Raw genomic sequence first — 24,800 nt, forward strand, 5'->3', positions numbered from 1 at the left:
TAGGGATTAATAGCCATAGTCCTGGCTTAGATTGGAGTTCACGTCCAACAACGAGGTGTGCAAGGGGAGCAGTTCGCTTTTGTTTTTGGTGAACCCTACCGCAAAGAGATCGGTCATGGTGGTGGTAATGTTGTTGCTGATCCAAGCCGCGGATACGGTGTTGGTCGGAGCAGTGGCCGGAGCTGCCTCATAAGGTGAGGTCACGTATACCGGGGTCGTTGAGTTGGCCGCAAAATAAACGGTAGACGGCAAGTTGGCATACTTACCTTGTTTACCTACCAGAGCTTTCAACTCCTCTTTAGTTTCCCGAATTCTCTGATCTAAGAGATTCCAGCGGATTAAATCATACTTCCGGATGCCTTCTCCACCCAGTTCCCAGGATCTTTCGTTGACAATGGCGCTGAAAAACTCGGTTTGGCTCAAACCAGCGGGCAAGTCAACTGTAACATCTGAACTGGAAACCGTTTTCCCGAACCCTCTGCGTCTCACCTGATTGATGGCGTCGTACCCCTCTGCGGTAGGTCCGCCCGCCAATTCATTCTCAGCCTCAGCGAACATGAGCAACACATCTGAGTACCGGATCAGGGGCCAGTTAAGGCCAAAATACTGGGCGTTGGAGGTAAGGACAGCCGGATTGGTGATCCAGTCCCGTCTGAACTTCCCATCTACCATTTGGTGCAACGGACGGGGCTGGATGATCCCGGCCGAGCTTACGTTGTAAGGGGCGGCGGTTACATCACGGCGGGTATCTCTGGGGTCAAAGGAATAGAAATAGGTAGGCAAAATAGAGAGTGCTCCGTTCCCCACGCTTCCGTTAAGTCTTGGCCCGTTGTAGTACCCAAGTTTACTGTCGCCGGTGGCACTGGTTCCGCCGGCCATGGCTACTTCCCAGATAACTTCGCCATTGGGCTCAATGCGGTGCGCATCTATGGCGTCTTTGAAAACCGATTGGAAACTAGGGTTTAATCTGTGGGCTCCCCGTTTGATGATCACCTCGCACTCATCACGGGCAATCTGGTAGTACTTCCGGTAGTCGCTTCCCCGCTGCATCTCACCGGTTTTAGGGCCGGTGGGCCGCAGTGAGTAACCACCCCTGAATAAAGCAATACGGGCACGCAGGGCACGAACTGCCCCCTGGGTGATGCGCTCATCGCTTCCTACCTCCCCTCTCCAGGGCACCAGGTTTGAAGCCTCAGCCAGATCGGCGAGAAGAACTTCATAAATCTCGTCCCGGTTTGTTTTGCTTTTGTATAAATCAGTCTCTAAATAGGACGGCTGGGTGTAAAACGGAATATCTCCCCAGTTTCTGATCAGCTCAAAATAGAACTGCGCCCGTAGCGTAAGTGCCTCCCCGTGCATGCGTCGCAAATCTCTCTTCTCTGTGTCTGTGCCAGTAGCGTACAACTGCATCTTAGGAATATAGTAGATAGCCTGGTTGGCCTTTTCAATTCCTGAATACAACTGCGCGTAGGGATTCGCCAATTGGGTATTACTTGGCTGGACAGTGTACCGGGCGATATCTCTCCGCTCATTGTCGCCAGGGTTCCCGCTTTGCCCCATCATTTCATCGTTATCCAGCGGATAATACATGCTGAGACGGATGCCGTAGCCATTATCGCCGGTAAGCGCGTTATAAATACCCAGAATTTGTTTCTGCACGTTTGGCACATTGCTGAACACGTACTCAGGGCTGAAGGAAGAAACAGGGTCAACTTCTAAGTAATCTTTACAGGCCGGTAACGTGAGGGAAAGCCCCGCCAGCATGGCAGTACTTAGCGCGTATACTGTTAATTTTCTAAATTTCATATCAGTGCTAACTTTCTGATTTATTACAATGTAAGATTCACACCAAGAATGAAGGCCCGGCTTCTTGGATAGGCCGCATAATCTACCCCTGAAGTAATGGGGGAGCCTCTTCTGGTACTTACCTCTGGGTCATAGCCAGAATAGTTGGTAAATACTGCCAGGTTGTTCACGGTGCCGTACACGCGCAACTTCTGTATTTTGGCTCGGGTCAATAGGTTGGCGGGAAGCGTGTACCCCAGTGTAATGTTGTTGATTCTTAGAAAAGACGCATCTTCCACGGCCCAGGAATGCACATAGAAAGAGCTGGCGCTGGTCAAGGGTGACCATAGTGTTGCATTGGCGTTTAGGGCCGCCAGTTCTTCTGGAGCCGTTACCACTACTCCCTCAGAGTTTACATTCCGCCAGCGGTCATTCATGATGGTCAACAAGTTAGAATGAATGGAGTAGCCACTGGAGAATTCCAGTTTATTGGCGTTCAGCACATCATTTCCCACCTGGAAATTGACAAATACACTCAAGTCAAAATTCTTATAGGCAATCTGGTTATTGAAACCACCAAAGAAATCTGGGTTTGCATCGCCAATGAATGTTCTGTCATTGTCATTCACCACTCCATCATTGTTGATGTCTCTGAACTTAAGCACACCTGGCTGTGGGGCGGTAGCAATTATACTCTGGTTGCTGGGCACTTCTTTCTTTAAAGTATAAGTGCCCGCGGTGGCGTTGTAATCAAAGTCTTCCACTTTGTAATAACCGTCTGTTACCAAGCCCCAGATAGTACCCACTGGTCTGCCTACCTGAACAGCATAGTCTGACGGCGCATTACCGCCCGCCCAACCGGAGGCGAACAGGTCAAAGTCTTGACGCCCATACTTCACCACTTCATTTTTGTTGAAAGAGATGTTGAAGCTACTGGTCCAGTTGAAGTTGGTTTTCTCTATGGGAGTGCCCGTGATTTGCAACTCCACCCCTCTATTTCTAGTGGAGCCAACATTTTGGAACTGAGTCCGGAAACCTGTCTCAGACGGCACTGGCACGTTCACAAGCAGATCCTGTGTTTTGTTGCTGTACGCATCAATGGTAAGCTGCAACCGGTTGTTCAGGAAAGCCGCGTCAAAGCCCAGGTTACGGGAAATAGTTGTTTCCCATTTCAGTGCTGGGTTGGCCAAAGACCGAGGATAATACCCCGTCACCTGCTGATCTAACAAGCCATAAGGAGCCCCCGTGTCAAAGAGCGGACGGTACCCGAAGTTCATGATCCGGTTATTCCCGGCCTCTCCATAGCTCAGGCGCAGTTTCAGGTCAGTGATGGCTTCTGGAAGACTGTTTTGGATAAACTCTTCGTTTGACAACCTCCAAGCTAACTGCGCAGACGGGAAGTATCCCCACTTATTGCCTTCGGCAAACTTGGAAGAACCGTCAGCACGCATGGTAGCGTTGAAGAAATACTTGTCTTTGAAGGAGTACTGCACCCGCGAGAAAAAGGAAAGCAATTTTGCCGTCTCTTCATTTGACGTCGGGATTTGAGGTGTCCCCAGTGACATACTTCCTAATGCCAATTCCGGGGAGATGCCAGATGGGAAAAGGCGGCTTTCCTGGAAATTCTCCTTAAAGGTCTCTTCATAGATTTCCTGCCCCAACAGTACCGTAATAGCGTGGTCTTTGCTGAACTTTGTATCAGCTTTGGCATTGGAGAAAGTCAAGACATTGGAATTGTTGAGTGTGTTTCTCACCCGATGCTGAATACTGGCGATAGGCAAGGAAGAACCGTTCAACCGTGACACGGCGGTAATGGAGTCATTAAAAACGTCAACTCTCGTGTCCCCTAAGTCAACGCCTAAGGTGCTTTTGAACGTGAAAAACTTATTGAGCTTCAGATTGACGTATCCGTTAAGGTTTAACACGTCTCCGTTACTATGTCTGTACTCCGCATCCGTTAAAAGAATAGGATTCACCAAGGCCAAGCTGTTGGCGTTCGTCTCCTCGGCGTAATCCTGATCATAATCCGTCAAGCCTTGCCCGCCAGACAGGAACGGACGGTACTTCACACTGTGGCGCAGTCTGTTCAAGGAAGAAGAACCCGCCACCGCGGTACCGGCTCCGTTAACTTCCGTGTGATTATATCGCACGTTAAAGCCAACAGACACTTTCTCGCTTAAGTTATGGTCAAACCGAAAGTTCACCAGCTTCCGGTCAAAGTCTGACCCCAGCATGATTCCCTCCTCGGTATTGGACGTAAGGCTGAGGTTGAATTTAGTAGCGGCAGTACCTCCCGTCACACTTAAGTTGTGCGTCTGCATCAAGGCATCTCTCCCAAATACTTCCTCCTGCCAGTCAACGAACGGTACATCTTTGTACAGCTCAATATCTGCGTAGGTCCCATAGGTTTCCAGAAAACCATCCCGATCTGCCTGCCCGTTCCGGCTTCTCTCATACTGATACCTTACAAAATCATAAGGGTTCATCACATCCAGTTTATTGGCCAATTGACGAACACCCACCAAACCACTGTAATTGACCGTCGTTTTCATTTCACGGCCTCCTTTGGTAGTGATAATAACAACCCCGTTTGCGCCTCTTGATCCGTAGATAGCAGTAGAAGAAGCATCTTTCAAAACGTCTACAGATTCAATATCCTGCGGAGACAGGACGGAAAGTGCGTTTTCCACTTGAATTCCATCAACTATATACAAAGGAGAGTTGTCCTGCGTGATAGACCCTCCTCCCCGCACTCTAATCGTAGCCTCTGCATTGGGCGAGCCTTCAGTAGTAGTAATCTGCACGCCAGCCAAACGCCCGGTGATGGCCTCGGCGGCCGAGTTGATGGGAATATCCGCCAGTTGCTTTGAGCCAACCGAGGAAACAGAACCGGTCAGATCACGCCTATTAACCGTCTGGTACCCAATCACCACCACTTCATCTAGCGCCTTTTGATCTGAGGCGAGGGTCACGTTAATGGACGTTCTGCCGTTGATGGGCACTTCCTGCGGCTGGAAACCAATGTAGGTGAACACCAGCGTGCCCGTTCCACTTGGCACCGAGAGGGAGTAGTTACCGTTCATGTCGGTGGCGTTGGCGGTGGTAGTGCCTTTCAGGAGTACGGTCACTCCGGGCAGCCCCTCTTTCTTCTCATCTGTTACTTTCCCGGTGACAGTAACGGCCTGAGCAAAGGCACTTACTACCGATGTAAAGAAAAAGGTGAGCACCCACAGGTACCGACTCTTCTTAAGTAATGCTTGTTGCATAGGTGTTTTTTAACTTTTGATAAAAAGGATAGGTGTACGAAGCGAAGCGGCTACCTTGCATTAATCTGCGCAACCGATTGCATATTTAACATTATTTAAAATCAAACCCAAAAAATACCGCCTGTTTTTTGACAGTTTTTTAAATAACACCCCTAAAACATCTCCCCATTAGCATATTTTTATTAAGTTGGCATTACACTCATTTACCTAACAAGCAGCAGCAGCAATAATTTTCCGGCAGATCATAGCTTAACCGATTGATAAATTTGTAATTTGCGCAAACGATTACACCTGTTACCCCAAAAGCATGGCTCTTCACCACAGCACCCGGCACGCCATTCACCCGGCGGACTTCAAGGGATATGACACCGCCCAACTGCGCGAGCACTTCCTGATCGAAGACCTTTTTCAGAAAGACTCCATCCAGCTGACTTATACATTATTTGATCGGTTGATCATTGGCGGCGTTCAGCCGGTGACCGGTCCGGTGCGGCTAGACTCCTTCCCTACCCTGCGCTCAGAAAATTTCCTGGACCGACGGGAGATCGGGATCATCAACATCTCCGCAGACAGCACCATCACCGTAGACGGAGAGGAAATCGCCCTGAAAAACAAAGAAGCCTTATACATTGGCAAAGGCGTGCGGGAAGTGCTCTTCCACCCAGCAGCTAACGGGGCAGACACCCGTTTCTACTTCAACTCGGCCCCGGCGCACCACACTTACCCCACCAGAAAGGTGCAACTCAGCGAGGCTGAGACGGTGGAACTCGGCTCTCTGGAAACCTCCAACGCCCGCACCATCCGGAAGGTGCTCATCAACTCAGTGGTGGAAACCTGCCAGTTGCAGATGGGCATCACTGAACTTAAAACTGGCAGCGTCTGGAACACCATGCCCGCGCACACCCACGACCGCCGCATGGAAGCGTATTTCTATTTCGAGTTACCGCAGGACCAGTCGGTGTGCCACTTCATGGGCGAGCCGCAGGAAACCCGCCACTTGTGGGTGCAGAACCAGCAGGCCATCATCTCGCCGCCCTGGTCTATTCACAGCGGCGCCGGAACGTCCAACTACACCTTCATCTGGGGCATGGCCGGCGAAAACCTGGATTACAACGACATGGACAAAGTAGCCACTCCTGACCTGAAATAAGCTGTTTATGACCCATTTATTCGATTTAACCGGTAAAGTAGCTTTGGTGACGGGAGCCACCCACGGACTGGGGATGGCCATGGCCACCGCATTGGGCAAGGCCGGCGCCACGCTGGTGGTGAACGGCAACACGCCAGAGAAGATGGAACGCGCCCTGGCAGCCTATCGGCAGGAGGTTCTGGACGTAAAAGGCTATCTCTTTGATGTCACAGATGAAGCCGCCGCGCAAGAGAACATTACCCGCATAGAGCAGGAAGTGGGCCCCATTGCCATTCTGGTGAACAACGCCGGTATGATTCAACGGGTACCCGCGCTGGAGATGGAGGTAGCCGATTTCCGGAAAGTGCTGGACGTGGACCTCACCGGTCCGTTTATTATGTCCAAGACAGTGGGCAAGTACATGGTGGAGCGCCAGCAGGGCAAAATCATCAACATCTGCTCCATGATGAGCGAGCTGGGCCGTGACACGGTTTCTGCCTACGCGGCGGCCAAAGGCGGCCTGAAGATGCTCACCAAGAACCTGGCCACTGAATGGGCCCGCTACAACGTACAAGTGAACGGGATCGGGCCGGGCTACTTTGCCACCGATCAGACGGCCCCCATCCGGGTAGACGGGCATCCCTTCAACGAGTTCATCCTCCACCGTACCCCGGCGGGGCGTTGGGGCGATCCGGCGGATCTGGCGGGTGCCACCATTTTCCTGGCCAGCAAAGCCAGCGATTTTGTGAACGGGCAGATTTTATATGTAGATGGTGGTATATTGGCTACCATCGGCAAACCAGGGAACGAGCGGTAACGCGCTTGGCGGGAGAGCAGGAAAAGTGTTGCAGAATTTGACCTATTCAGATGGGAAGAGATAAAATGGGAAGCAAACCAAAGGTGACCATTCACCACATTGCAGAGAAACTTAATATCACGGCTTCTACCGTGTCACGGGCGTTGAATGACAACCCCCGGATCAGTGAGGTCACCAAGAAAGCGGTACTGAAGGCCGCCAAACAGCTGAACTACCAGCCCAACAACATTGCGGCCGCCCTGCGGAACGGCAAGAGTTATATCATCGGGATCATCGTGCCCACCGCCGACCGGGCCTTTTTCGCCTCGGTGGTGCGCGGGATTGAGGAAATCGCGAACAAACTGAACTACAAGGTCATCATCTCGCAGTCGTATGACAATTACGAGAAAGAGGTGCAGACCATTGACGCCCTGCTGAGTGCCCGGGTAGACGGCATCATCGCCTCCATAGGCAAGAACACCGAGAACTTCGACCACTTCAAGCGGACCCAGGAAAAAGGCATCCCGCTGGTGCTGTTTGACCGCACCACCGATGCCCTGGAAGTAAGCCAGGTGATGATTGACGACTATCTGGGGGCCTACAAAGTGGTGGAGCACCTCATTCAACAGGGCTGCCGCCGCATTGCGCACTTCACCAGCCCCAAAAAGGTAAGCATCTTCAAAGAGCGTCTGCGCGGCTACATGGATGCGCTGCGCGATTACGAGGTGCCTTTCTACGAGGAGTTGGTGATCAAGAGCAACCTGCAACTGGAAGACGGCCGCTCCAGCATGGAGGAACTGCTCCAGCTGGAAGTGCAGCCAGACGCGGTTTTCTCCGCCTCAGATTACGGCGCGATGGGCGCTTTGCAGGTACTGAAGGAAAAAGGCATCAAAGTACCCCAGCAAATCGCGCTGGCGGGTTTCGGTAACGAGCCGTTTACCTCCTTCTCAGACCCGGCTCTCACCACGGTAGACCAGTTCAGCTTGACCATGGGCCGCATCACCGCCGAGCTGTTCTTCGAGCACTTCAAGACCGGGCCAGACCAGAAACTGGTACCGCAGAAAACCGTGCTGAAACCTGAGCTAATCATCCGGGGATCTTCCCTGAAGGCTGACGCCCCAAAGAGCTAAACGGAAACGGGTGCCGCGCCTTGCCACTGCCAGTTCAGGTGAAAGGCGTTTCAGGCCCGTTTTTCAGGAAACACCCTTAAAACGTACCGCACCCAGTAGGGGCATCGGTGCTAATCCAAACATACCCGGGAAGTTCAATTGCTTCCCGCCACCAGCAGTAACCACGGGGGAACAACTTGTACTCCCCACTAAAAAAGAAAGCGTATGCAGCAACTGAACAGAACCACCGCCCAGATCACCCACACCAGACCCACCAAAGTCATTCAGTTTGGTGAGGGGAATTTCCTGCGGGGCTTCGTGGATTGGATCATCGACCTCCTGAACGAGAAAACCGACTTCAACGGGGCGGTGGAAATTATCCAGCCTCTGGACAAAGGCATTTACCAGTTACTCAACCAGCAGGACGGCTTGTACCACCTGGTGCTGGAGGGGATTCAGGAAGGCCAGACCGTGCAGGAAAACCGATTGATCACCTGTGTCAACCATGCGCTGAGCCCCTACCGTGACTACGAACAGTACCTGCAGTTGGGCGAGAACCCCGATCTGGAATTTGTGATCTCCAACACAACGGAGGCAGGCATTGCCTTTGACCCCGCCGATACCGGTTTTGAGACCACGCCTAACTCGTTCCCGGGCAAACTCACCGCCTTGCTGTACCGCCGGTTCACACATTTTGCCGGGGCCAGCGACAAAGCCCTTACCATCATTCCCTGCGAACTGATTGAGAAAAACGGCGAAAACCTGCGCGACACCGTGCTCCAGTTCGCCGAGCACTGGCATCTGCCAGCCGATTTCGTGGGTTGGATTCAGAACGACACCATTTTCTGCAATACCCTGGTAGACCGCATTGTGCCGGGCTTTCCCAAAGACACCATCCAGGAAATTCAGCAGAGCCTGGGCTTTGAAGACAACCTGGTGGTGAAAGCGGAGCCTTTCCATCTGTGGGTGATTGAGGCCCCAGCCTCGGTGGCGAAGGCCTTCCCCACGGAGAAAGCCGGTTTGCAGGTGAAATTCGTGGAGGACCTGACGCCGTATAGAACCCGCAAGGTGCGGATCTTGAACGGTGCTCACACTACCCTGGTGCCCGTAGCTTACCTGCAAGGCTTGCGCACCGTGCGCGAAGCCGTGGAAGACGAAAAAGCCGGTCAATTCATCAGGGAAGCCATCTTTGAGGAAATCATCCCCACGCTGGACCTTTCCGCCGAGGAGCTGAACCAGTTCGCCAATGACGTGATGGAGCGTTTTCAGAACCCGTTCATCCGCCATGAGCTGTTGTCCATCGCTCTAAACTCGGTGTCCAAGTACAAAGTGCGGGTGCTGCCCTCGGTCCTTGAATTCCAGAAGCGCACCGGCCAGTTGCCGCAGCGGTTGCTGCATTCGCTGGCAGCCTTGCTCCTGTTCTACAAAGGCGAGTACAACGGTGAGCCAATTCCCTTGAACGACACTCCGGAGGTACTGGATTCCTTCGCCGCGGCGTGGCAGAAAAGCTCCCCGGAGGAGACAGTTCAGGCCGTGCTGGCCAACCAGGAGTTCTGGGGCACCAACCTCACCCAGGTACCCGGTCTGGCGGCCGCCGTTACTAGTGAGTTGCACCAGCTCCAAAAACAAGAGGCGGCAAAAGTTGTCCAAAACGGGTAAATTCCCGCTCTTTTAGATAAAAACCGGCAGCCGCATGCCCAAAGCTGCCCGTTTTTCCCTTATTTTCAGCAAAATCTACTGAAAACGCAAAGAGGGCTCCGCCCGATTTCTTGGTCTTTTCGGCTTATTTACCTCAAAATACCCCTAGTACATGTCCTTTATAGACGACAACTTCCTCCTCCAGACCAAGACGGCGCAGACGTTGTACCATGAGCATGCGAAACACATGCCCATCATCGACTACCACTGCCACCTGAACCCGGAGGACATCGCCAACGACCGTCAATTCAATACCCTCACCCAAATCTGGCTGGAAGGCGATCACTACAAATGGCGCGCCATGCGGACCAATGGCATTCCGGAACAATTCTGCACCGGCTCCGCCGATGACTACGAGAAGTTTGAGAAGTGGGCCCAGACCGTGCCCTACACCATGCGGAACCCCTTGTACCATTGGACACACATGGAGCTGAAGCGGCCCTTCGGGATTGAGAAAATCCTGAACCCCGACAGCGCCCGTTCCATTTATGACGAAGCCACCGCCCTGCTGCAAACCCCGGAGTTCAGCGTGCGCGGCATACTCAAAAAGATGAATGTGGTCACCATCTGCACTACCGACGATCCCATTGACAGCCTGGAGCACCACCAGAAAATAGCGGCCGATGATTTCGGGATCAAGGTATTGCCTACGTTCCGGCCGGACAAAGCCATGACCATTGAAGATGCGGGTTATTTGACGTATCTGCAGAAACTGGAAGCCGCCTCGGGCGTTTCCATCAACAGTTACCAGAACCTGCTGGAAGCCTTGCAGCAGCGCCATGATTTCTTCCACGCCCAGGGCGGACGCCTGTCGGACCACGGTTTGGAAACCATCTACACCCAAGAATACACCGATCAGGAGATTACCCATATTTTTGCCAAAGCGCTCCAGAAACAGCCCTTGACCCAAGCCGAGGTGCTCCAATTTAAATCCGCGATGCTGGTGGAGCTGGCCCTCATGGACCACGCCAAAGGCTGGACGCAGCAGTTTCACCTGGGCGCGCTGCGCAACAACAACACCCGCATGATGCGCGAACTGGGTGCCGACACCGGTTTTGACTCCATCGGGGATTTTGACGTGGCCCGTCCGCTGTCGCGTTTTCTGGACCGGCTGGACAACTCAGACCAGTTGGCCAAGACCATCCTGTACAACCTCAATCCGAGCCAGAATGAGCTGTACGCCACCATGATCGGGAACTTCAACGACGGCAGCACACCGGGTAAAATCCAGTACGGCTCCGCCTGGTGGTTTCTGGACCAGAAAGACGGCATGGAGCGCCAGATGAACGCCTTGTCCAACATGGGTTTGCTGAGCCGTTTCGTGGGCATGCTCACCGATTCGCGCAGCTTCATCTCCTACCCTCGCCACGAGTACTTCAGAAGAATTCTGTGCAACATGCTGGGCAATGACGTGGAGAACGGCGAGTTACCGGCCTCCGAGATGAAATGGCTGGGCCAGATGGTGGAGAACATCTGCTACCACAACGCAAAGAACTACTTCAATTTTTAAAGAATGGTCACAGGAAAAGTTTTATCGTTTGGGGAGCTGCTGCTCAGGATCTGCCCCGATGGCGAAGGCCAATGGCTGGCCGAGAACCGCTTGCCCTTCTACGTGGGTGGCGCGGAGCTGAACGTGGCCACGGCGCTGGCCTTATGGGGAGTGCCCTCGGCGTACCTCACCGCTTTGCCGGAGAACTTCATCTCTGAGCAATTGCTGGGCTACCTACAGGACCGCCAGATTGACACCACTCCCATTGTCATGCAAGGTGACCGCATTGGCCTTTACTACCTGCCCAAGGGAAAAGACCTCAAAAACGCCGGCGTGATCTATGACCGGGCTGGCTCGGCCTATGCTGACCTCACCCCCGGCACCATTGACTGGGATTCGGTTTTTGCAGGCGTGAGCTGGTTTCATTTCAGCGCCATCTGCCCCGCCCTCAACCAGAACGTAGCCGATGTCTGCGCCGAGGCCCTGCAGGAAGCCGCCGCCCGCAACATCTTCGTTTCGCTGGACCTGAACTACCGCGCCAAACTCTGGCAGTACGGCAAAGAACCTGTGCAGGTCATGCCAACGTTGGCAGCAGCCTGTGATTTGATCATGGGCAACGTGTGGGCCGCCAACAAAATGCTGGGCATGCCGCTGCAGGATGAGCTGGTCGCCGAGGTGGAGAAAGAGAAACTGCTGCAGCACGCCACGCTCACCTCGGAAGCCATCCTGAAAGAATTCCCGAAGTGTAAAATAGTGGCCAACACCTTCCGTTTTGATCATGGCGCCAACGGCATCCGCTACTTCACCACCCTGTACACCCAGGGCGAACTGCACGTTTCGCAGGAGTACGTGGTAGTCCATATCCTGGATAAAGTAGGCAGCGGCGACTGTTTCATGGCCGGTCTGATTTACGGCTTCTTTCACCAAAACAGCCCCAAAACAACCCTGGAGTTCGCCACGGCGGCGGCCTTCAAAAAACTATTCATTGAGAGCGACGCCACCACCACCACGGTAGCGGAGATCCACGAAACTATCAAAAAATATGCCCACTAAAGAAACTGCCCTCCGGGCGATAGTAGACCAGGGATTGCTGCCTTTGTTCTTTTACGAGAACCCAGAAGTAAGCCTGGAGATCATCAAGACGCTGTACAACGCCGGCGTGCGAACGCTGGAGTACACCAACCGCGGAGCCTCCGCGCTGGAAAACTTCACGTTTCTGAAAAACGAGCTGAAAACGTACCAGGATCTGCACCTGGGTATTGGCACCATTAAAACCGTGCAGCAAGCCAACGACTTCCTCAAAGCCGGTGCAGATTACGTGGTGGCGCCCATTGTGGACCCGCAGGTAGGCAACCTGGTGCACGAGGCCGGTTTGCTCTGGATTCCCGGGTGCTTCTCGCCCACGGAGATCCACGTGGCCCAGCAGGCCCAGGCGGCGTTGATCAAACTCTTCCCGGCCAATATTCTGGGTCCGGCGTTCCTGTCTTCCATCAAAGAACTGTTCCCGGGTCAGTTGTTCATCCCCACCGGGGGCGTGGAAATGGAGGCGGAAAACATTAGAACCTGGTTTAAGGCGGGCGTTTGCGCGGTGGGCATGGGCAGCAAGCTCATCAGCAAAGACATACTGGCGGGTCAGCAGTATGACCAGCTACATGACCTTACCCAGCAAGCCTTGCACCTGGTGAAGACTGCCCGGTCTTAGCCATCCCTCACACAAACTAACAAACAGATTCCTTATGCAACCTACCACACAAACGGCCCTTGTTCAGGAAAAGATTGGCGGATATAGATGGACCATCTGTGGCCTGCTGTTCTTCGCCACCACGGTCAATTACCTGGACCGGCAGGTTCTTAGCTTGCTACAACCGCTGCTGGCAGAGAAATTCGGGTGGTCTAATACGGATTACGCCAACATTGCGGCGGTCTTCCAGTTCACCTACGCCATCTCCATGCTCTTCGCGGGGCGGATCATTGACAAACTGGGCACCAAGAAAGGCTACGCCTGGGCGTTGATCATCTGGTCGCTGGCGGCCATTCTGCACGCCTACGCCGAGCCGATTGGCCGCGCGGTGAGTCCGGTGTTCACCACCCTGGGCTTTGGCACCCTCTCGGTTTCCGTCCTCGGGTTCATGGTAGCCCGGGCGTTTCTGGGCTTCGGGGAATCGGGGAACTTCCCGGCCGCCATCAAGGCCACCGCCGAGTACTTCCCGAAGAAAGAGCGCTCTTTGGCCACGGGCATTTTCAATTCCGGTTCTAACGTAGGGGCTATTCTGGCCCCGCTGACCGTTCCCTGGATTGCCTCGCACCTGGGCTGGGAGTACACGTTCTTCATCATCGGGGCCGTAGGTTTCCTGTGGCTCATCTTCTGGTTTATCTTCTATGACACCCCAGATCGGCAGAAAAGAATGTTGGCCCCGGAGCGCGCGTACATCAGCAGCGACAGCGAGGCCGTGCTGGAGCCAGACTCCCCAGCCTCGGCCGAGAAAGTATCCTGGTTCAAGCTGCTCAACTTCAAACAGACCTGGGCCTTTGCCTTCGGGAAATTCATCACCGATGGCGTGTGGTGGTTTTTCCTGTTCTGGCTGCCCGCCTACCTCAAAGCGCAGTACGGCCTCACCGGCACCGAGGTGATGTTGCCCTTGAGCGTGCTGTACAGCATGACCATGGTGGGGAGTATCTTTGGGGGCTGGTTCCCGATGTACTTCATCAACAAGGGCTATAACCCGTATGAAGGCCGCATGCGGGCGATGCTCGTGATCGCGCTTTTCCCGCTGGTGGTCTTGGCGGCCCAGCCGCTGGGCGATGTCAGCTTCTGGTTCCCGGTGATTTTGATCGGGGTGGGTGCCTCGGCGCACCAGGCCTGGAGTGCGAACATCTTCACCACCGTTTCTGACATGTTCCCGAAGAAATCAGTTGCTTCGGTGACGGGTATTGGGGGCATGGCGGGTGGTATCGGCGGCGTGGTCGTAACCAAGGTAGGCGGCTACCTGTTTGACCATTATGATAAACTTGGCCACATAGAAACCGGTTACACCATCATGTTCGCGTTCTGCGCGCTGGCCTATCTGGTTGCCTGGAGCGTGATGAAGTCGTTGGTGCCTAAGATGAAACCAGTAGTCTTGTAAGCCACGGTCTCGGTTGTAAGCTAACCTAACTTCGTTCTGTATTGCACAACAAGGGCCTTTAAGTTTCAGCTTAAAGGCCCTTGCTTTACCAGCCGTTTTGAGCCGGTTTTCAGCAAACTGCCTCTAAAACAGATACCGCAAGTTCACGCCGCTTGAAGCAGGATGGGCAGCCCCAATGTTCAACCGTCCTCCGCAGAAATGACTGCAGGAGGCACTAATGGAAGTACTTGAAAATGCCATAGACGAAGTACTGTTTAGAACCTGTTTTTTTGAAATCGGCCTTAAAATAGCACCTCAATCTCTTTAACATTCTTGCAAATCAATCATCAGAAACGCTACTGCTTTCATAACAGCAGCTGAGTTTTCGATAACTTTTTCTAATAACCTACGCTATTTGCTTAAAGAAAGAAAATTTGCTTGTAAACTCGCGATCCGCTTTCTTACTTGCCAAGCGCATCAACCCCAACCCTTTGCCTTATGGATGGTTCTACCAACAGTGCCCTGCAAACGTATGACAAACACGTAGGGCTCAAGTTTCAGCTCTATAACAGTCTGTTCACCTCGCTTCCCTTCCACCGGGTGGAGAAAACAGGCGTGTTGTTGTCTATTTTTCTGCTGCATTGCGAGGAAGGCTTCGCGAAGGAACAGAGCCCCAACGATATCATCGGGACGTTTTTCAGCCAGTACACACCGTACCGCACTCGGCAGGAGCAGCTGGATTTGCTGTTCCGGTTTGTGCAGTACGCCGAGCGGCAGGTGGTTTTGTTTGATGCCCTGGAAGACGCTTCTTTCCGGGAGACGCACGACATGGCCGGAGCCGGCACCCTGAAACACTTGCAGGCCGAGGTGGAGCAATCCCAGACGCAGGAGCAGTTGAAAGAAAAGCTGAAGGATTTCTCGGTACGGCTGGTGCTCACCGCCCACCCCACCCAGTTCTATCCCAGCGAGGTACTGGGCATCATCAACGACTTGTCTAAGGCGCTGGTGAGCGACAACACCGCGCAGGTGAACAGTTACCTGCGCCAGCTGGGCAAAACGCCTTTCTTCAAAAACGAGAAACCCTCGCCGTATGATGAGGCCGTGAGCTTGATCTGGTACCTGGAGAATATCTTTTACCAGGCGGCAGGCCAGATCATGTCGCACCTGAAAGGGCAGTTCCCGGAGGCGGTTTCAGAGCAGAACCCGGTTATCCGGTTAGGTTTCTGGCCCGGCGGCGACCGCGACGGAAATCCGTTCGTGACGGCGGCCATCACCCTCAAAGTGGCCGAGGCGCTGCGCGGCGGCATCATCAAATCGTATTACCGCGACGTGCGCCAACTCAAGCGGCGGCTTACCTTCAAAGGCGTGCTGAATGAGCTGGTGGCCCTGGAAGAGAAACTGTACAACAACCTCTTCCTGCCCGGCTACAAAGCCGATATCACCAAAGAAGACATTCTGGCGCCGCTGCACCGCATCAAACAGACGCTCATCCGGGAACATAACGCCCTTTTCCTGAACCTGGCCGAAAACCTGATCAGCAAGGTGGAGTTGTTTGGCTTGTACTTCGCGTCACTGGATGTGCGGCAGGACAGCTCGGCGCACACCGAGGTGCTGGAAACCATCGCCGCCAGCGGCCAGGCGTTGCCCACCAACTACGCTGAACTCTCGGCCGAAGAGAAGATTGCCGCTCTGCTGAACGCCAACGCCACGGTAGACCCGGCCACGCTGGAAAACGAGCTGCACCGCGATACGCTGGAATCTATGCAGGCCATCCAAACCATCCAGGAAATCAACGGCGAGGAAGGCAGCCACCGCTACATCATCAGCCACAGCACCAGCGCCCTGGACATCATGGAAGTGTACGGCCTGTTTCTGCTCAGCGGCTGGCAACCCCAGGAGTTATCCGTGGACATTGTGCCGCTGTTTGAAACCATTGATGACCTTAAAAACGCCCATGACGTGATGCAGGCCCTGTACACTTCAGACGTGTACCGGCAGCACCTGCGCCGCCGCGGAGACATCCAGACCATTATGCTAGGCTTCTCAGACGGCACCAAAGACGGCGGGTACCTTATGTCTAACTGGAGCATCTACAAAGCCAAGGAAGACCTCACCCGCCTGGCGCAGGAACACGATCTGCAAGTCGTCTTCTTTGACGGCCGGGGTGGTCCGCCCGCGCGGGGGGGTGGCAGAACGCACCAGTTTTACGCCTCCATGGGCCCTAGAATCGCGAGCAAGGAAATCCAGCTTACCATCCAGGGCCAGACCATCAGCTCCAATTTCGGGACTATTGACTCGGCGCAGTACAACGTGGAGCAACTCATGCACGCGGGCATCCGGAGCGCTTTGTTTACCGAGCAGGAAACCACGCTCTCCCCAGAGGAGGAAGAAGTGATGCAGCGCCTCGCCGAGGTGAGTTACCAGGCCTATAACACCCTCAAAAACAACCCCGATTTTCTGGAGTACCTCAACTACGCCAGCCCGCTCCGGTATTATGCCGAGGCCAACATCGGGAGCCGGCCGTCCAAGCGGAAACCCGGCAAACTGAACCTGAATGACCTGCGGGCGGTGCCGTACGTGGGCTCTTGGAGCCAGTTGAAGCAAAACCTGCCGGGCTATTACGGTGTGGGCAGCGCGCTGGAGAAACTGGAGGCCGAGGGGCAGTGGGACGCTATTGTGCAACTGTACCGCCGCTCCCTGTTCTTCCGGACCTTGCTGGGCAACTGCGAGATGGCCATGACCAAGTGTTTCTTCCCGCTCACCGCGTTTCTGGCCTCGCACCCCAGCTACGGCCCGCTCTGGAAGATGATCCACGAGGAGTTTGAGCGCACCAAACAGTACGTGCTGCGGCTCACCGGCAACCAGCACCTCATGGCCGACAAACCCGTGAACCTGCACTCCATCCAGATGCGCCAACGCATTGAGCTGCCGCTGCTCACCATCCAGCAATTCGCCCTCACCAGAATCAGGGAAATGGAAGAGCAGATCGCCAGCACGCCAGACAAGAGCACGTTTGAGAAACTGGTGATGCGGTGCTCCTTCGGGATCATCAACGCTGAGCGGAACTCGGCGTAAGTTCGCTAGTTATTAAAACGGCAGAGGCGTTTTCATGAAAACGGGCGGAAAACAGCGATTGGGTTGATCGTCAACTTCGTTTCTGACTTTGAGCAGTTGTAGCTTCTGTTTCAGATGCTACAACTGCTTCTGCAGGTCTGGCACGGTTGGGCACAAGCTTCCGCCAGTGCTGCCGTTTTAAGCCTATTATTGCCAAATCACCTTCAAAACTGTAAATAAACTTAGGCGGATGCTTGCGTCAGCTAGCGGAGGAAAGTGAGATAGCTTGATGAGAGTACGCGAGCTCGATTTCCTTAAAACTCGTTCAGGAAAGGAGAAAAAGAGGGACTTTCCTTTACTGCCTGTTTTTAGCAGCTAAGGTAAGCGCACCGGCGTCTGACTTGTTGGTGAGAACACCAACAAGGGCGGCTGGGCAGCTGAACAACGAGTGAAACAATCTTACTTTTGGCTATTCAAAAAGGGGATTGATGCCAACCCATTTGACGATGGGGACAGAGGTGCTGAAGCAAATACAGGTGCAGATACGCAGGAGGTAGACAAGGATGTTTTCGGCCTCTTTTTCAGAAAACAACCTGAAAACAGCACCACTAGATAGCTACTAAGAAAGTTACCATTTTACCGCCACTCCTTTATCAAGTGGTAAATTAGGCTGGCGGCCAGCTTGGCGGTGCGCTGGTCCAGATCGAAAGCGGGGTTCAGCTCCACGATGTCCAGGGAGAGCACTTTCCCGCTGCGCATGATTTCCTGCAGCAATGGCAAAACGTCCTGGGGCGTCAGGCCCAAGGCAGTGGGGGCGCTCACGCCGGGAGCAAACGCGGCCGCGAAAACATCCAGGTCAATGCTGAGGTACACGCGGTCTATCTTCTCCAGAAAGCTTTTTATCTTTTTGAGGTGGGCGGTTTTTTTCTCCAGCTGCAGCGTTTGGGCAGTGATAAAATCCACGCCCAGATCAGCGGCGGTCTGGAAAAGCTTGCGGGTGTTGCCGTACTCCTGAATGCCCAGGCAGAGGTAATGGAACTCTTTGCCGGTGGCTTCCAGGTCATGCGCCATCTGCAGGAAAGGGCTGCCCGAGCTGGGTTGCTGGTGATAGCTCCGGAGATCAAAATGCGCATCGAAGTTGATGATGCCCAGTTGCTCGCCTTCCCGGAGGTGCGGCTGAATACCCAAAAAATGCCCGTAAGCGGTTTCGTGGCCGCCGCCCAGCACCAGGGGCTTGAAGCCTTTCCGGAGCAGCATCTCCACTTTCTTGCCCAGCTGCACCTGCGCCTCCTCTAAGCGCTGGTTCGCGCAGATCACGTCGCCTCCCCCATACAGCTGCATGTCCTCGGGCAGGTGATCGGCAAACACTGACATGGCTTTTCTGATGGCCGCCGGACCGGCCGCCGCTCCTACCCGACCCTGGTTTCTCCGGACACCTTCATCGCAGCTGAACCCCAGAAACACCACATTCCCTTCGCCATCGGGCACGTCCCGGGACAAGTCCAGCAAGTGGATGATCTGGTGCCAGCGCAGCCCCAGCACGCCATCCTGCAAGTCCATCCGGCCGTTCCAGGTCGTTTTATCCGAAGGTTTGTACATAGGTGTCGCCGTTAATTTGGAGAGAGGATTCTGAATTATTCCTTATTTTACACCAATAATAGAGACTATCCAATAAAAAATAAACCTACACCCGTTTAGATGTCCTTAATTTATTCCTTACTCCAGAAATCGAAAGAAGAAGAAAAACCCGTTACCCTGAGAGTCAATGCCGCCGATGGCACTAAACTTCACTTCGGCTATTTGCTGGACCACAACGAAGACACCGTGAGCCTGCGGTCCATCTCGCAACAAGGTTTGCCCAACGGAATCTTGATTATCAGAACCTCTGACCTCTTTGGCGTGGACTTTGACGATGTTTTCCTGCGCCGGCTGGAGGTAAAGGAGACGAACCTCAGAAAACTGTACGCCGACACCACCGTTCCGGCCATCTTCCACATTGGCAACTGCAGCATGGAAGAGATCTTGCACCAGGCCCAGAAAGAAGGCAACCTCATCTACCTCAATTTTTACCAGGACCTGGGCCTGTACGGCTTTATCAAGGAAATCACGGAAACCGAATTCCTGATGGAAGTCTACAACCCTTATGGCCAGTATGACGGCTTATCAGTGCAGTTAATTGAAAACATCAAGAACATCAATTGGGACGATGAAGACACCCGCATTGTGCGCCTGCTGGCGGCCCGGGAGCAATCTGCCCGGTAGTTTATCGCCTGTTTTCTGAAAAGGGCCCGTAAACCGATGCTGTTATTTTCTTAAATCAACTTTCCCTTTTTCCAGACAAGCCGGGGTTTCAGTTTGCCCTGTTGGTACAGAATCTCCTGGAAATGATCGGTGGGGAAAGCGATCATGTCTCCTAACAGGCCAGGCTCCAGTCGGCCCCGGTCCTTTAGATTCAGGGCCTGCGCCGCCCGGTAGGTGATTCCGGCAAAGGTCTCCGCCAGCGTGAGTTTCTCCGCAGCCCCTAACAGCGCTGCCTGCAACAGCAAATCGCCCAGGGGCGCGGAGCCGGGGTTCCAGTCACTCGCAATCGCTACGCACAAACCGCCGTCCAGCATAGTGCGGGCGGGCGCGTACGGCATGCCCAGCCCCAACGAGGCACCCGGCAGAACGGTGGCCACCACCTGGGCGGCTTTCAGCAAAGCAATCTCCGCGAGGCCACTGGCTTCCAGGTGATCCGCGGAAAGGGCGTTTACCTGGGCCGCCACCCGGCTGCCTCCCGTGGAGAACTGGTCGGCGTGAACGGTGAGGTCAAAGCCCATATTTTTTGCCACCAGGAGATAGTCCATCGCCTCGGCTTCTGAGAAAGCGGTTTCCTCAATGAAGATGTCTACCCGTTGCGCTAATCCGCGCTCTTTTACTTGGGGCAGCAGTTCCTGTAAAACGTGCTGTAAATAGGTTTTGGAATCAGCAAACTCGGGTGGGCACAGATGGGCGGCCAGGCAGGTGGGCACTAAATCCAGCGCATGGGTTTGGTCTGCCCGTTGAATGACCTCTAGCATCTTGATTTCATCAGCTACCGTGAGGCCGTACCCGCTTTTCACCTCGCAGGTGGTTACTCCCTCCGCCAGATGCCGGTCGGCGCGTTGGCGCAGGCTGAACAGCAGTTCCTCTTTGGTAGCTGCCCTGGTTTTAGAAACGGTGTCCAGAATGCCGCCGCCATTGCGGGCAATCTCCAGGTAACTTTTACCGGCCACGCGTTGGGCGTAATCTCTAGCCCGGGACCCGGCGAAGCACAGGTGCGTGTGGGCATCTATGAAGCCGGGCAACAGCACCAGCGGCTGCTCTATTCTGTCTAGTTGGTACTGCTTCGCCTCGGCTTGCGGCAACAGCTGCGCATACGAACCCACCTCCACAATTTTCTCTCCCTCCAGCAGCACACCTGCCTGTTCCAGCACCTCTAATTGATCATCAGTAATTGGACCGGCAATTGGTAAACTAGCCATGGTCACCATCTGGCTGAATGGTCCTATGAGAGTGTAGTGTACTGGTTCTTCTGGCATGGAGATCAGGTTTAAGCGGAAAGGTGTGCCAGCGGCAAGATAAGCACGGTTGCCTTGCCAAGCCGTTTTAAAGGCATTTTTCTGAAAACAACCCGAAAACGGTGCCTGATAGAAATAAGCGTTTTTTTGGCATAGGAGAATGTAGGGGCAATCCCTTGTGGTTGCCCTTTGCTGTGATCACCGAAAGGGCAACCACAAGGGATTGCCCCTACATTCCTCAATATCAATGATTCCTGATTTGTGGATGACCTCCCTAAACGTTCAACCCAAAATGGTCCGCATTCTCCTGGGCGGTTTCGTAACCAGCATCGGCGTGGCGGAAGATGCCCAGGGCGGGGTCATTGTACAGCACGCGGCGCAGGCACCGGTCAGCCCGATCAGTGCCGTCAGCGAGGACCACCATGCCGGCGTGCTGGGAGTAGCCCATGCCCACGCCGCCGCCGTGGTGGAAGGAAATCCAGGTGGCGCCGCCGCTGGCGTTGGCCATCAGGTTGAGCAGGGGCCAGTCAGACACGGCATCGGAGCCGTCTTTCATGCCCTCGGTTTCGCGGTACGGAGAGGCCACGGAGCCGCAGTCCAGGTGATCGCGCCCGATGATGATGGGGCCTTTCACTTTGCCTTCGCGCACCAGCCGGTTGAACAGGAGCCCCGCTTTTTCGCGTTCGCCCATGCCCAGCCAACAGATGCGGCTCGGCAGCCCCTGGAACGCCACTTTCAGCTCAGCCTGTTGCAGCCACTGGATCATGTGCGTGTTCTCCGGGAACAGTTCTTTCAAAGCTTCATCGGTCACCCGGATGTCTTCAGGGTCGCCGGACAGCGCTACCCAGCGGAACGGACCTTTGCCTTCGCAGAAGAGCGGCCGGATGAACTCCGGCACAAAACCCGGAATCTGGAAAGCGTTGGGTTCTCCGCCCTGCTGGGCGAACTCGCGCAGGTTATTGCCATAGTCAAAGGTGCAGCTGCCGCGGCCTTTCAGTTCCAGCATAAAGCCTACGTGCCGGGCCATGCTCTTGAGGGAACGCTGCCGGTACGTATCCGGATCTGCTTTCCGGAGCGCCAGAGCTTCGGGCAGACACATGCCGTTGGGCACGTAGCCGTTGAGCGGATCATGGGCCGAGGTCTGATCGGTGAGGATGTCTGGCGTGATGCCGTCCTGGAGGAGCTTCTCCAGCACATCCCCAATGTCACCTACCAGGCCAATGGAAACGGCTTCGCCTTTGTCGCGGGCGGCCAGGGCCAGACGAACGGCCTCGCGGTAATCAAAGGTCATTTTGTCAATGTAACGGGTCTCCAGGCGTTTTTTGATGCGCTCGGGGTCGATGTCCACGCCCAGGAACGTGGCCCCGGCCATGGTGGCCGCCAAGGGCTGCGCCCCACCCATACCGCCCAGGCCGCCGCTCACCACCAGCTTGTGCTGCAGATCGCCCCCGAAATGGCTTCGGCCGCAGGCCGCGAAGGTTTCATAAGTGCCCTGCAGTATGCCTTGGGTGCCGATGTAGATCCAGGAACCAGCCGTCATCTGGCCGTACATCATGAGGCCTCGTTCGCGCAGCTGGTTGAAATGCTCCCAGGTGGCCCATTTGGGAACCAGGTTGCTGTTGGCGATGAGCACGCGCGGCGCTTCTGCGTGGCTTCTGATTTTGCCCACCGGCTTACCTGACTGGATCAGCAAACTCTCGTCTTCCTCCAGGGTCAGGAGCAACTCCACAATTTTGCGGGCATCCTGCGGGGTGCGGGCCGCCTGCCCGATGCCGCCGTACACCACCAGCCGCTCGGGGTCCTCGGCTACTTCGGAGCTGAGATTGTTCAGGAACATGCGGAGCGCGGCCTCGGCCTGCCAGTTCTTGGCGTGCAGTTTGGGGCCACGCGGCGGAAAATACACCGGATGATTGGCATACGTCTGAAGGAACTCTTCTGTGCTTGCTTGGGAAGAGGAAACGGCTTGGGGGATAGAGAGGGTGTCCATGGCAGTGCGGGTTTCGGGCTTTGGGGATGACTCGTTCGCTAGATAGCCTTTAAGATACTAAATTTTCTTTATTGGATGACAGTCTCTCTGAGCTTTTAGGCACGGGGGCTGTTTTGTGGCTACTTTCCTAAAAATGGCCCTTAAACGGGTCTGGCCCGCCCCGGGTAGGTGGCGGAGAGTGGATGGCGGCACCTCCAAAGGAGCATCCGCGTAAAACTCATTCAGAAAGACTACCTTTGCGCTGGAAATATGGAAGAACAGAAAAACAATCCGTTGCACGGCAAAACCCTGGAGATGATCCTGGTGCTGCTGGTGGACCACTACGGGTGGGAAGAGTTAGGGGACCGCATCAGAATCAACAGCTTCACGCACAACCCCAGCATCAAGTCCAGCCTCACGTTTCTGCGCAAAACCCCCTGGGCCCGCAAGAAAGTGGAAGACCTTTATGTGCACACCTTCGCCTGATCTGGTTTTTAAGAAAATCAGGGGCAGATAAGCGGGCGTACATTTTTTCCGTACACGTATAGTATTCAGAATCAGCAGCAACATGTCAACAGATAACAGACTTCGGCTTAACAAATACATCAGCGACTCGGGCTTCTGCTCGCGCCGCGAGGCCGATCAATACATAGAGGAAGGCCGCGTGACCATCAACGGCCGCGACGCCAAAAAAGGCGCCACCGTGAAGGCCGGCGACAAGGTAGCCGTGGACGGCGAGACCATCAAAGCCAAAAAGCCCTCTGACCGCGCCATTTACATCGCCTTCAACAAACCCACGGGCATCACCACCACCACAGATCCTAAGGACAAGAAGAACATCATTGATTTCATTGGCTACCCCAAGCGCATCTTCCCCATCGGGCGTCTGGACAATGCCTCGGAAGGGCTCATCTTCCTGACGAACGACGGCGACATTGTGAACAAGATCCTGCGCGCCGACAACAACCACGAGAAGGAGTACGTGGTGATGGTGGACAAACCCATCACCGAGGATTTCATCAAGAGCATGAGCAATGGGGTGCGTCTGTTTGAGGGCATCACCAAGAAATGCTTTGTGCAGCAGCAAGGCCACAAGGTGTTCCGGATTGTACTCACCCAAGGGCTCAACCGCCAGGTAAGACGCATGTGCGAGGCCCTGGGCTACAAAGTGGAGCGGCTGAAGCGCGTGCGCATCATGACCGTGAAGCTGGATGATCTGCCGACTGGTCACTGGCGCTACCTGACACTGGAGGAGGTCAAGTCCATCAACCAACTGGTGGCTGAATCCTCTAAAACCGAAGACGCCTCTTCCTGGGGCAAAGAAGCGGCCCGCGCCGCCCGGAAAGCCGATGCCGAGGAAGATTTGCCGGAGGAAGAGGACGATATCATAGAGGAGTTTGGCGTGAAAGTGCACCGGGTGGCCAAGCCGAAGCGCGATGCTTCTGCCTATGAAAACCCGAAATCCAAAGATGCCCGCCGTCCGGCTCCCGATTCCGGGGCGACGCGCCGGGTTCCCAAAGGCACTTTGGAAAGAAGCGCCAGAGCCTCGGCCGACAACAGTGTGTCTGGCAAACCCACGCGCAAGCCAAAGGCCTCGGGCGGCAAGAACATGAAAACCAAGGCGGAGCACACCTCCAACAAAACCGATAGAACGCCCCGCGGAACCTCCGCGAAATCTACCAGAACGAGAGCCAGCTCGCCCAGACCATCGGCGGACCAGAAACCGAAAAGAACGGCCGGTACTCGCGGCAAAGGCCGGCGCTAAGTCCGTTTTGCGGCCGTTTTTGGTAAATGACCGCAAAATCAGGCATTTTAAAGGGGAGTGCTTTGGGGCTGATTTTTCAAAAACAGCCCCAAAGCACTCC

General features: G+C 54.6%; 17 protein-coding genes. 12 read left to right on the forward strand and 5 right to left on the reverse strand.

The window, feature by feature from the left end; all coding sequences use genetic code 11:
* Positions 1-6 precede the first annotated feature (6 nt).
* Together H7U12_RS15885 and H7U12_RS15890 are read right to left on the reverse strand one after the other, a co-directional pair.
* On the reverse strand, positions 7-1,806 hold the full coding sequence (locus H7U12_RS15885) for a RagB/SusD family nutrient uptake outer membrane protein (protein ID WP_186639783.1): 1,800 nt from the start codon (positions 1,804-1,806) through the stop codon (positions 7-9).
* Positions 1,807-1,829: 23 nt separating this feature from the next.
* Complete coding sequence (locus H7U12_RS15890) at positions 1,830-5,051, reverse strand: SusC/RagA family TonB-linked outer membrane protein (RefSeq protein WP_186639785.1); 3,222 nt, start codon at positions 5,049-5,051, stop codon at positions 1,830-1,832.
* Between the two features lie 307 nt (positions 5,052-5,358).
* On the opposite strand from H7U12_RS15890, the gene kduI reads away from it, so the two are divergent.
* From kduI to H7U12_RS15935, 9 genes are all read left to right on the forward strand, one after another.
* Positions 5,359-6,201 carry a 5-dehydro-4-deoxy-D-glucuronate isomerase gene (kduI, locus tag H7U12_RS15895; RefSeq protein WP_186639787.1) on the forward strand — a complete coding sequence of 281 codons (843 nt, stop codon included), beginning with the start codon at positions 5,359-5,361 and terminating at the stop codon, positions 6,199-6,201.
* Positions 6,202-6,208: 7 nt separating this feature from the next.
* Positions 6,209-6,997 carry a gluconate 5-dehydrogenase gene (locus H7U12_RS15900; RefSeq protein ID WP_186639789.1) on the forward strand — a complete coding sequence of 263 codons (789 nt, stop codon included), beginning with the start codon at positions 6,209-6,211 and terminating at the stop codon, positions 6,995-6,997.
* A 65-nt stretch (positions 6,998-7,062) separates the two neighbouring features.
* A complete protein-coding gene (locus tag H7U12_RS15905; RefSeq protein ID WP_186639831.1) occupies positions 7,063-8,106 on the forward strand; it encodes a LacI family DNA-binding transcriptional regulator in 1,044 nt (347 codons plus the stop codon).
* A gap of 204 nt (positions 8,107-8,310) precedes the next feature.
* A complete protein-coding gene (locus tag H7U12_RS15910) occupies positions 8,311-9,744 on the forward strand; it encodes a tagaturonate reductase (RefSeq protein ID WP_186639791.1) in 1,434 nt (477 codons plus the stop codon).
* Positions 9,745-9,895: 151 nt separating this feature from the next.
* Positions 9,896-11,293: a glucuronate isomerase gene (gene uxaC / locus H7U12_RS15915; RefSeq protein WP_186639793.1), complete on the forward strand. Its 1,398-nt coding sequence runs from the start codon at positions 9,896-9,898 to the stop codon at positions 11,291-11,293.
* A 3-nt stretch (positions 11,294-11,296) separates the two neighbouring features.
* Positions 11,297-12,325, forward strand: a complete 1,029-nt coding sequence (locus H7U12_RS15920; RefSeq protein ID WP_186639795.1) for a sugar kinase — start codon at positions 11,297-11,299, stop codon at positions 12,323-12,325.
* On the forward strand, positions 12,315-12,974 hold the full coding sequence (locus H7U12_RS15925; RefSeq protein WP_186639797.1) for a bifunctional 4-hydroxy-2-oxoglutarate aldolase/2-dehydro-3-deoxy-phosphogluconate aldolase: 660 nt from the start codon (positions 12,315-12,317) through the stop codon (positions 12,972-12,974). Before H7U12_RS15920 ends, H7U12_RS15925 begins: the two co-directional genes overlap by 11 nt.
* Positions 12,975-13,008: 34 nt before the next feature.
* Positions 13,009-14,397 carry an MFS transporter gene (locus tag H7U12_RS15930; RefSeq protein ID WP_186639799.1) on the forward strand — a complete coding sequence of 463 codons (1,389 nt, stop codon included), beginning with the start codon at positions 13,009-13,011 and terminating at the stop codon, positions 14,395-14,397.
* Positions 14,398-14,874: 477 nt separating this feature from the next.
* Entirely contained in the window at positions 14,875-17,451 is a 2,577-nt protein-coding gene (locus tag H7U12_RS15935) for a phosphoenolpyruvate carboxylase (protein ID WP_186639801.1), read from the forward strand.
* Between the two features lie 615 nt (positions 17,452-18,066).
* On the opposite strand, the gene hutG is transcribed toward H7U12_RS15935, so the two are convergent.
* Entirely contained in the window at positions 18,067-19,029 is a 963-nt protein-coding gene (gene hutG / locus H7U12_RS15940) for a formimidoylglutamase (protein WP_186639803.1), read from the reverse strand.
* Between the two features lie 99 nt (positions 19,030-19,128).
* On the opposite strand from hutG, the gene H7U12_RS15945 reads away from it, so the two are divergent.
* A complete protein-coding gene (locus H7U12_RS15945) occupies positions 19,129-19,692 on the forward strand; it encodes a hypothetical protein (RefSeq protein WP_186639805.1) in 564 nt (187 codons plus the stop codon).
* A 50-nt stretch (positions 19,693-19,742) separates the two neighbouring features.
* Here the strand turns inward: H7U12_RS15945 and hutI are convergent, their stop codons facing one another.
* Both hutI and hutU read right to left on the reverse strand, forming a co-directional pair.
* Positions 19,743-20,990: an imidazolonepropionase gene (gene hutI / locus H7U12_RS15950; RefSeq protein WP_186639807.1), complete on the reverse strand. Its 1,248-nt coding sequence runs from the start codon at positions 20,988-20,990 to the stop codon at positions 19,743-19,745.
* A 253-nt stretch (positions 20,991-21,243) separates the two neighbouring features.
* Entirely contained in the window at positions 21,244-22,956 is a 1,713-nt protein-coding gene (hutU, locus tag H7U12_RS15955; RefSeq protein WP_186639808.1) for a urocanate hydratase, read from the reverse strand.
* A gap of 249 nt (positions 22,957-23,205) precedes the next feature.
* Here hutU and H7U12_RS15960 point away from each other — a divergent pair, with 249 nt between their 5' ends.
* Together H7U12_RS15960 and rluF are read left to right on the forward strand one after the other, a co-directional pair.
* The gene (locus H7U12_RS15960) at positions 23,206-23,421 is read left to right on the forward strand and encodes a VF530 family protein (RefSeq protein ID WP_186639810.1); all 216 of its coding nucleotides are present in this window, start codon (positions 23,206-23,208) and stop codon (positions 23,419-23,421) included.
* A gap of 82 nt (positions 23,422-23,503) precedes the next feature.
* Positions 23,504-24,700 (forward strand): 23S rRNA pseudouridine(2604) synthase RluF, encoded by a 1,197-nt coding sequence (gene rluF, locus H7U12_RS15965; protein WP_186639812.1) that lies wholly within the window; start codon positions 23,504-23,506, stop codon positions 24,698-24,700.
* Positions 24,701-24,800 lie beyond the last annotated feature (100 nt).

Source organism: Rufibacter sediminis, assembly GCF_014269285.1.
Taxonomy (GTDB): Bacteria; Bacteroidota; Bacteroidia; order Cytophagales; family Hymenobacteraceae; genus Nibribacter; species Nibribacter sediminis.

Coding starts and splice junctions, on each gene's coding strand:
- kduI (WP_186639787.1), top strand. CDS start 5,359: ATGGCTCTTCACCACAGCACCCGGCACGCCATTCACCCGGCGGACTTC.
- H7U12_RS15930 (WP_186639799.1), top strand. CDS start 13,009: ATGCAACCTACCACACAAACGGCCCTTGTTCAGGAAAAGATTGGCGGA.
- H7U12_RS15920 (WP_186639795.1), top strand. CDS start 11,297: ATGGTCACAGGAAAAGTTTTATCGTTTGGGGAGCTGCTGCTCAGGATC.
- H7U12_RS15910 (WP_186639791.1), top strand. CDS start 8,311: ATGCAGCAACTGAACAGAACCACCGCCCAGATCACCCACACCAGACCC.
- H7U12_RS15960 (WP_186639810.1), top strand. CDS start 23,206: ATGGAAGAACAGAAAAACAATCCGTTGCACGGCAAAACCCTGGAGATG.
- uxaC (WP_186639793.1), top strand. CDS start 9,896: ATGTCCTTTATAGACGACAACTTCCTCCTCCAGACCAAGACGGCGCAG.
- H7U12_RS15925 (WP_186639797.1), top strand. CDS start 12,315: ATGCCCACTAAAGAAACTGCCCTCCGGGCGATAGTAGACCAGGGATTG.
- H7U12_RS15885 (WP_186639783.1), bottom strand. CDS start 1,806: ATGAAATTTAGAAAATTAACAGTATACGCGCTAAGTACTGCCATGCTG.
- H7U12_RS15890 (WP_186639785.1), bottom strand. CDS start 5,051: ATGCAACAAGCATTACTTAAGAAGAGTCGGTACCTGTGGGTGCTCACC.
- H7U12_RS15905 (WP_186639831.1), top strand. CDS start 7,063: ATGGGAAGCAAACCAAAGGTGACCATTCACCACATTGCAGAGAAACTT.
- hutI (WP_186639807.1), bottom strand. CDS start 20,990: ATGCCAGAAGAACCAGTACACTACACTCTCATAGGACCATTCAGCCAG.
- rluF (WP_186639812.1), top strand. CDS start 23,504: ATGTCAACAGATAACAGACTTCGGCTTAACAAATACATCAGCGACTCG.
- hutG (WP_186639803.1), bottom strand. CDS start 19,029: ATGTACAAACCTTCGGATAAAACGACCTGGAACGGCCGGATGGACTTG.
- H7U12_RS15900 (WP_186639789.1), top strand. CDS start 6,209: ATGACCCATTTATTCGATTTAACCGGTAAAGTAGCTTTGGTGACGGGA.
- hutU (WP_186639808.1), bottom strand. CDS start 22,956: ATGGACACCCTCTCTATCCCCCAAGCCGTTTCCTCTTCCCAAGCAAGC.
- H7U12_RS15945 (WP_186639805.1), top strand. CDS start 19,129: ATGTCCTTAATTTATTCCTTACTCCAGAAATCGAAAGAAGAAGAAAAA.
- H7U12_RS15935 (WP_186639801.1), top strand. CDS start 14,875: ATGGATGGTTCTACCAACAGTGCCCTGCAAACGTATGACAAACACGTA.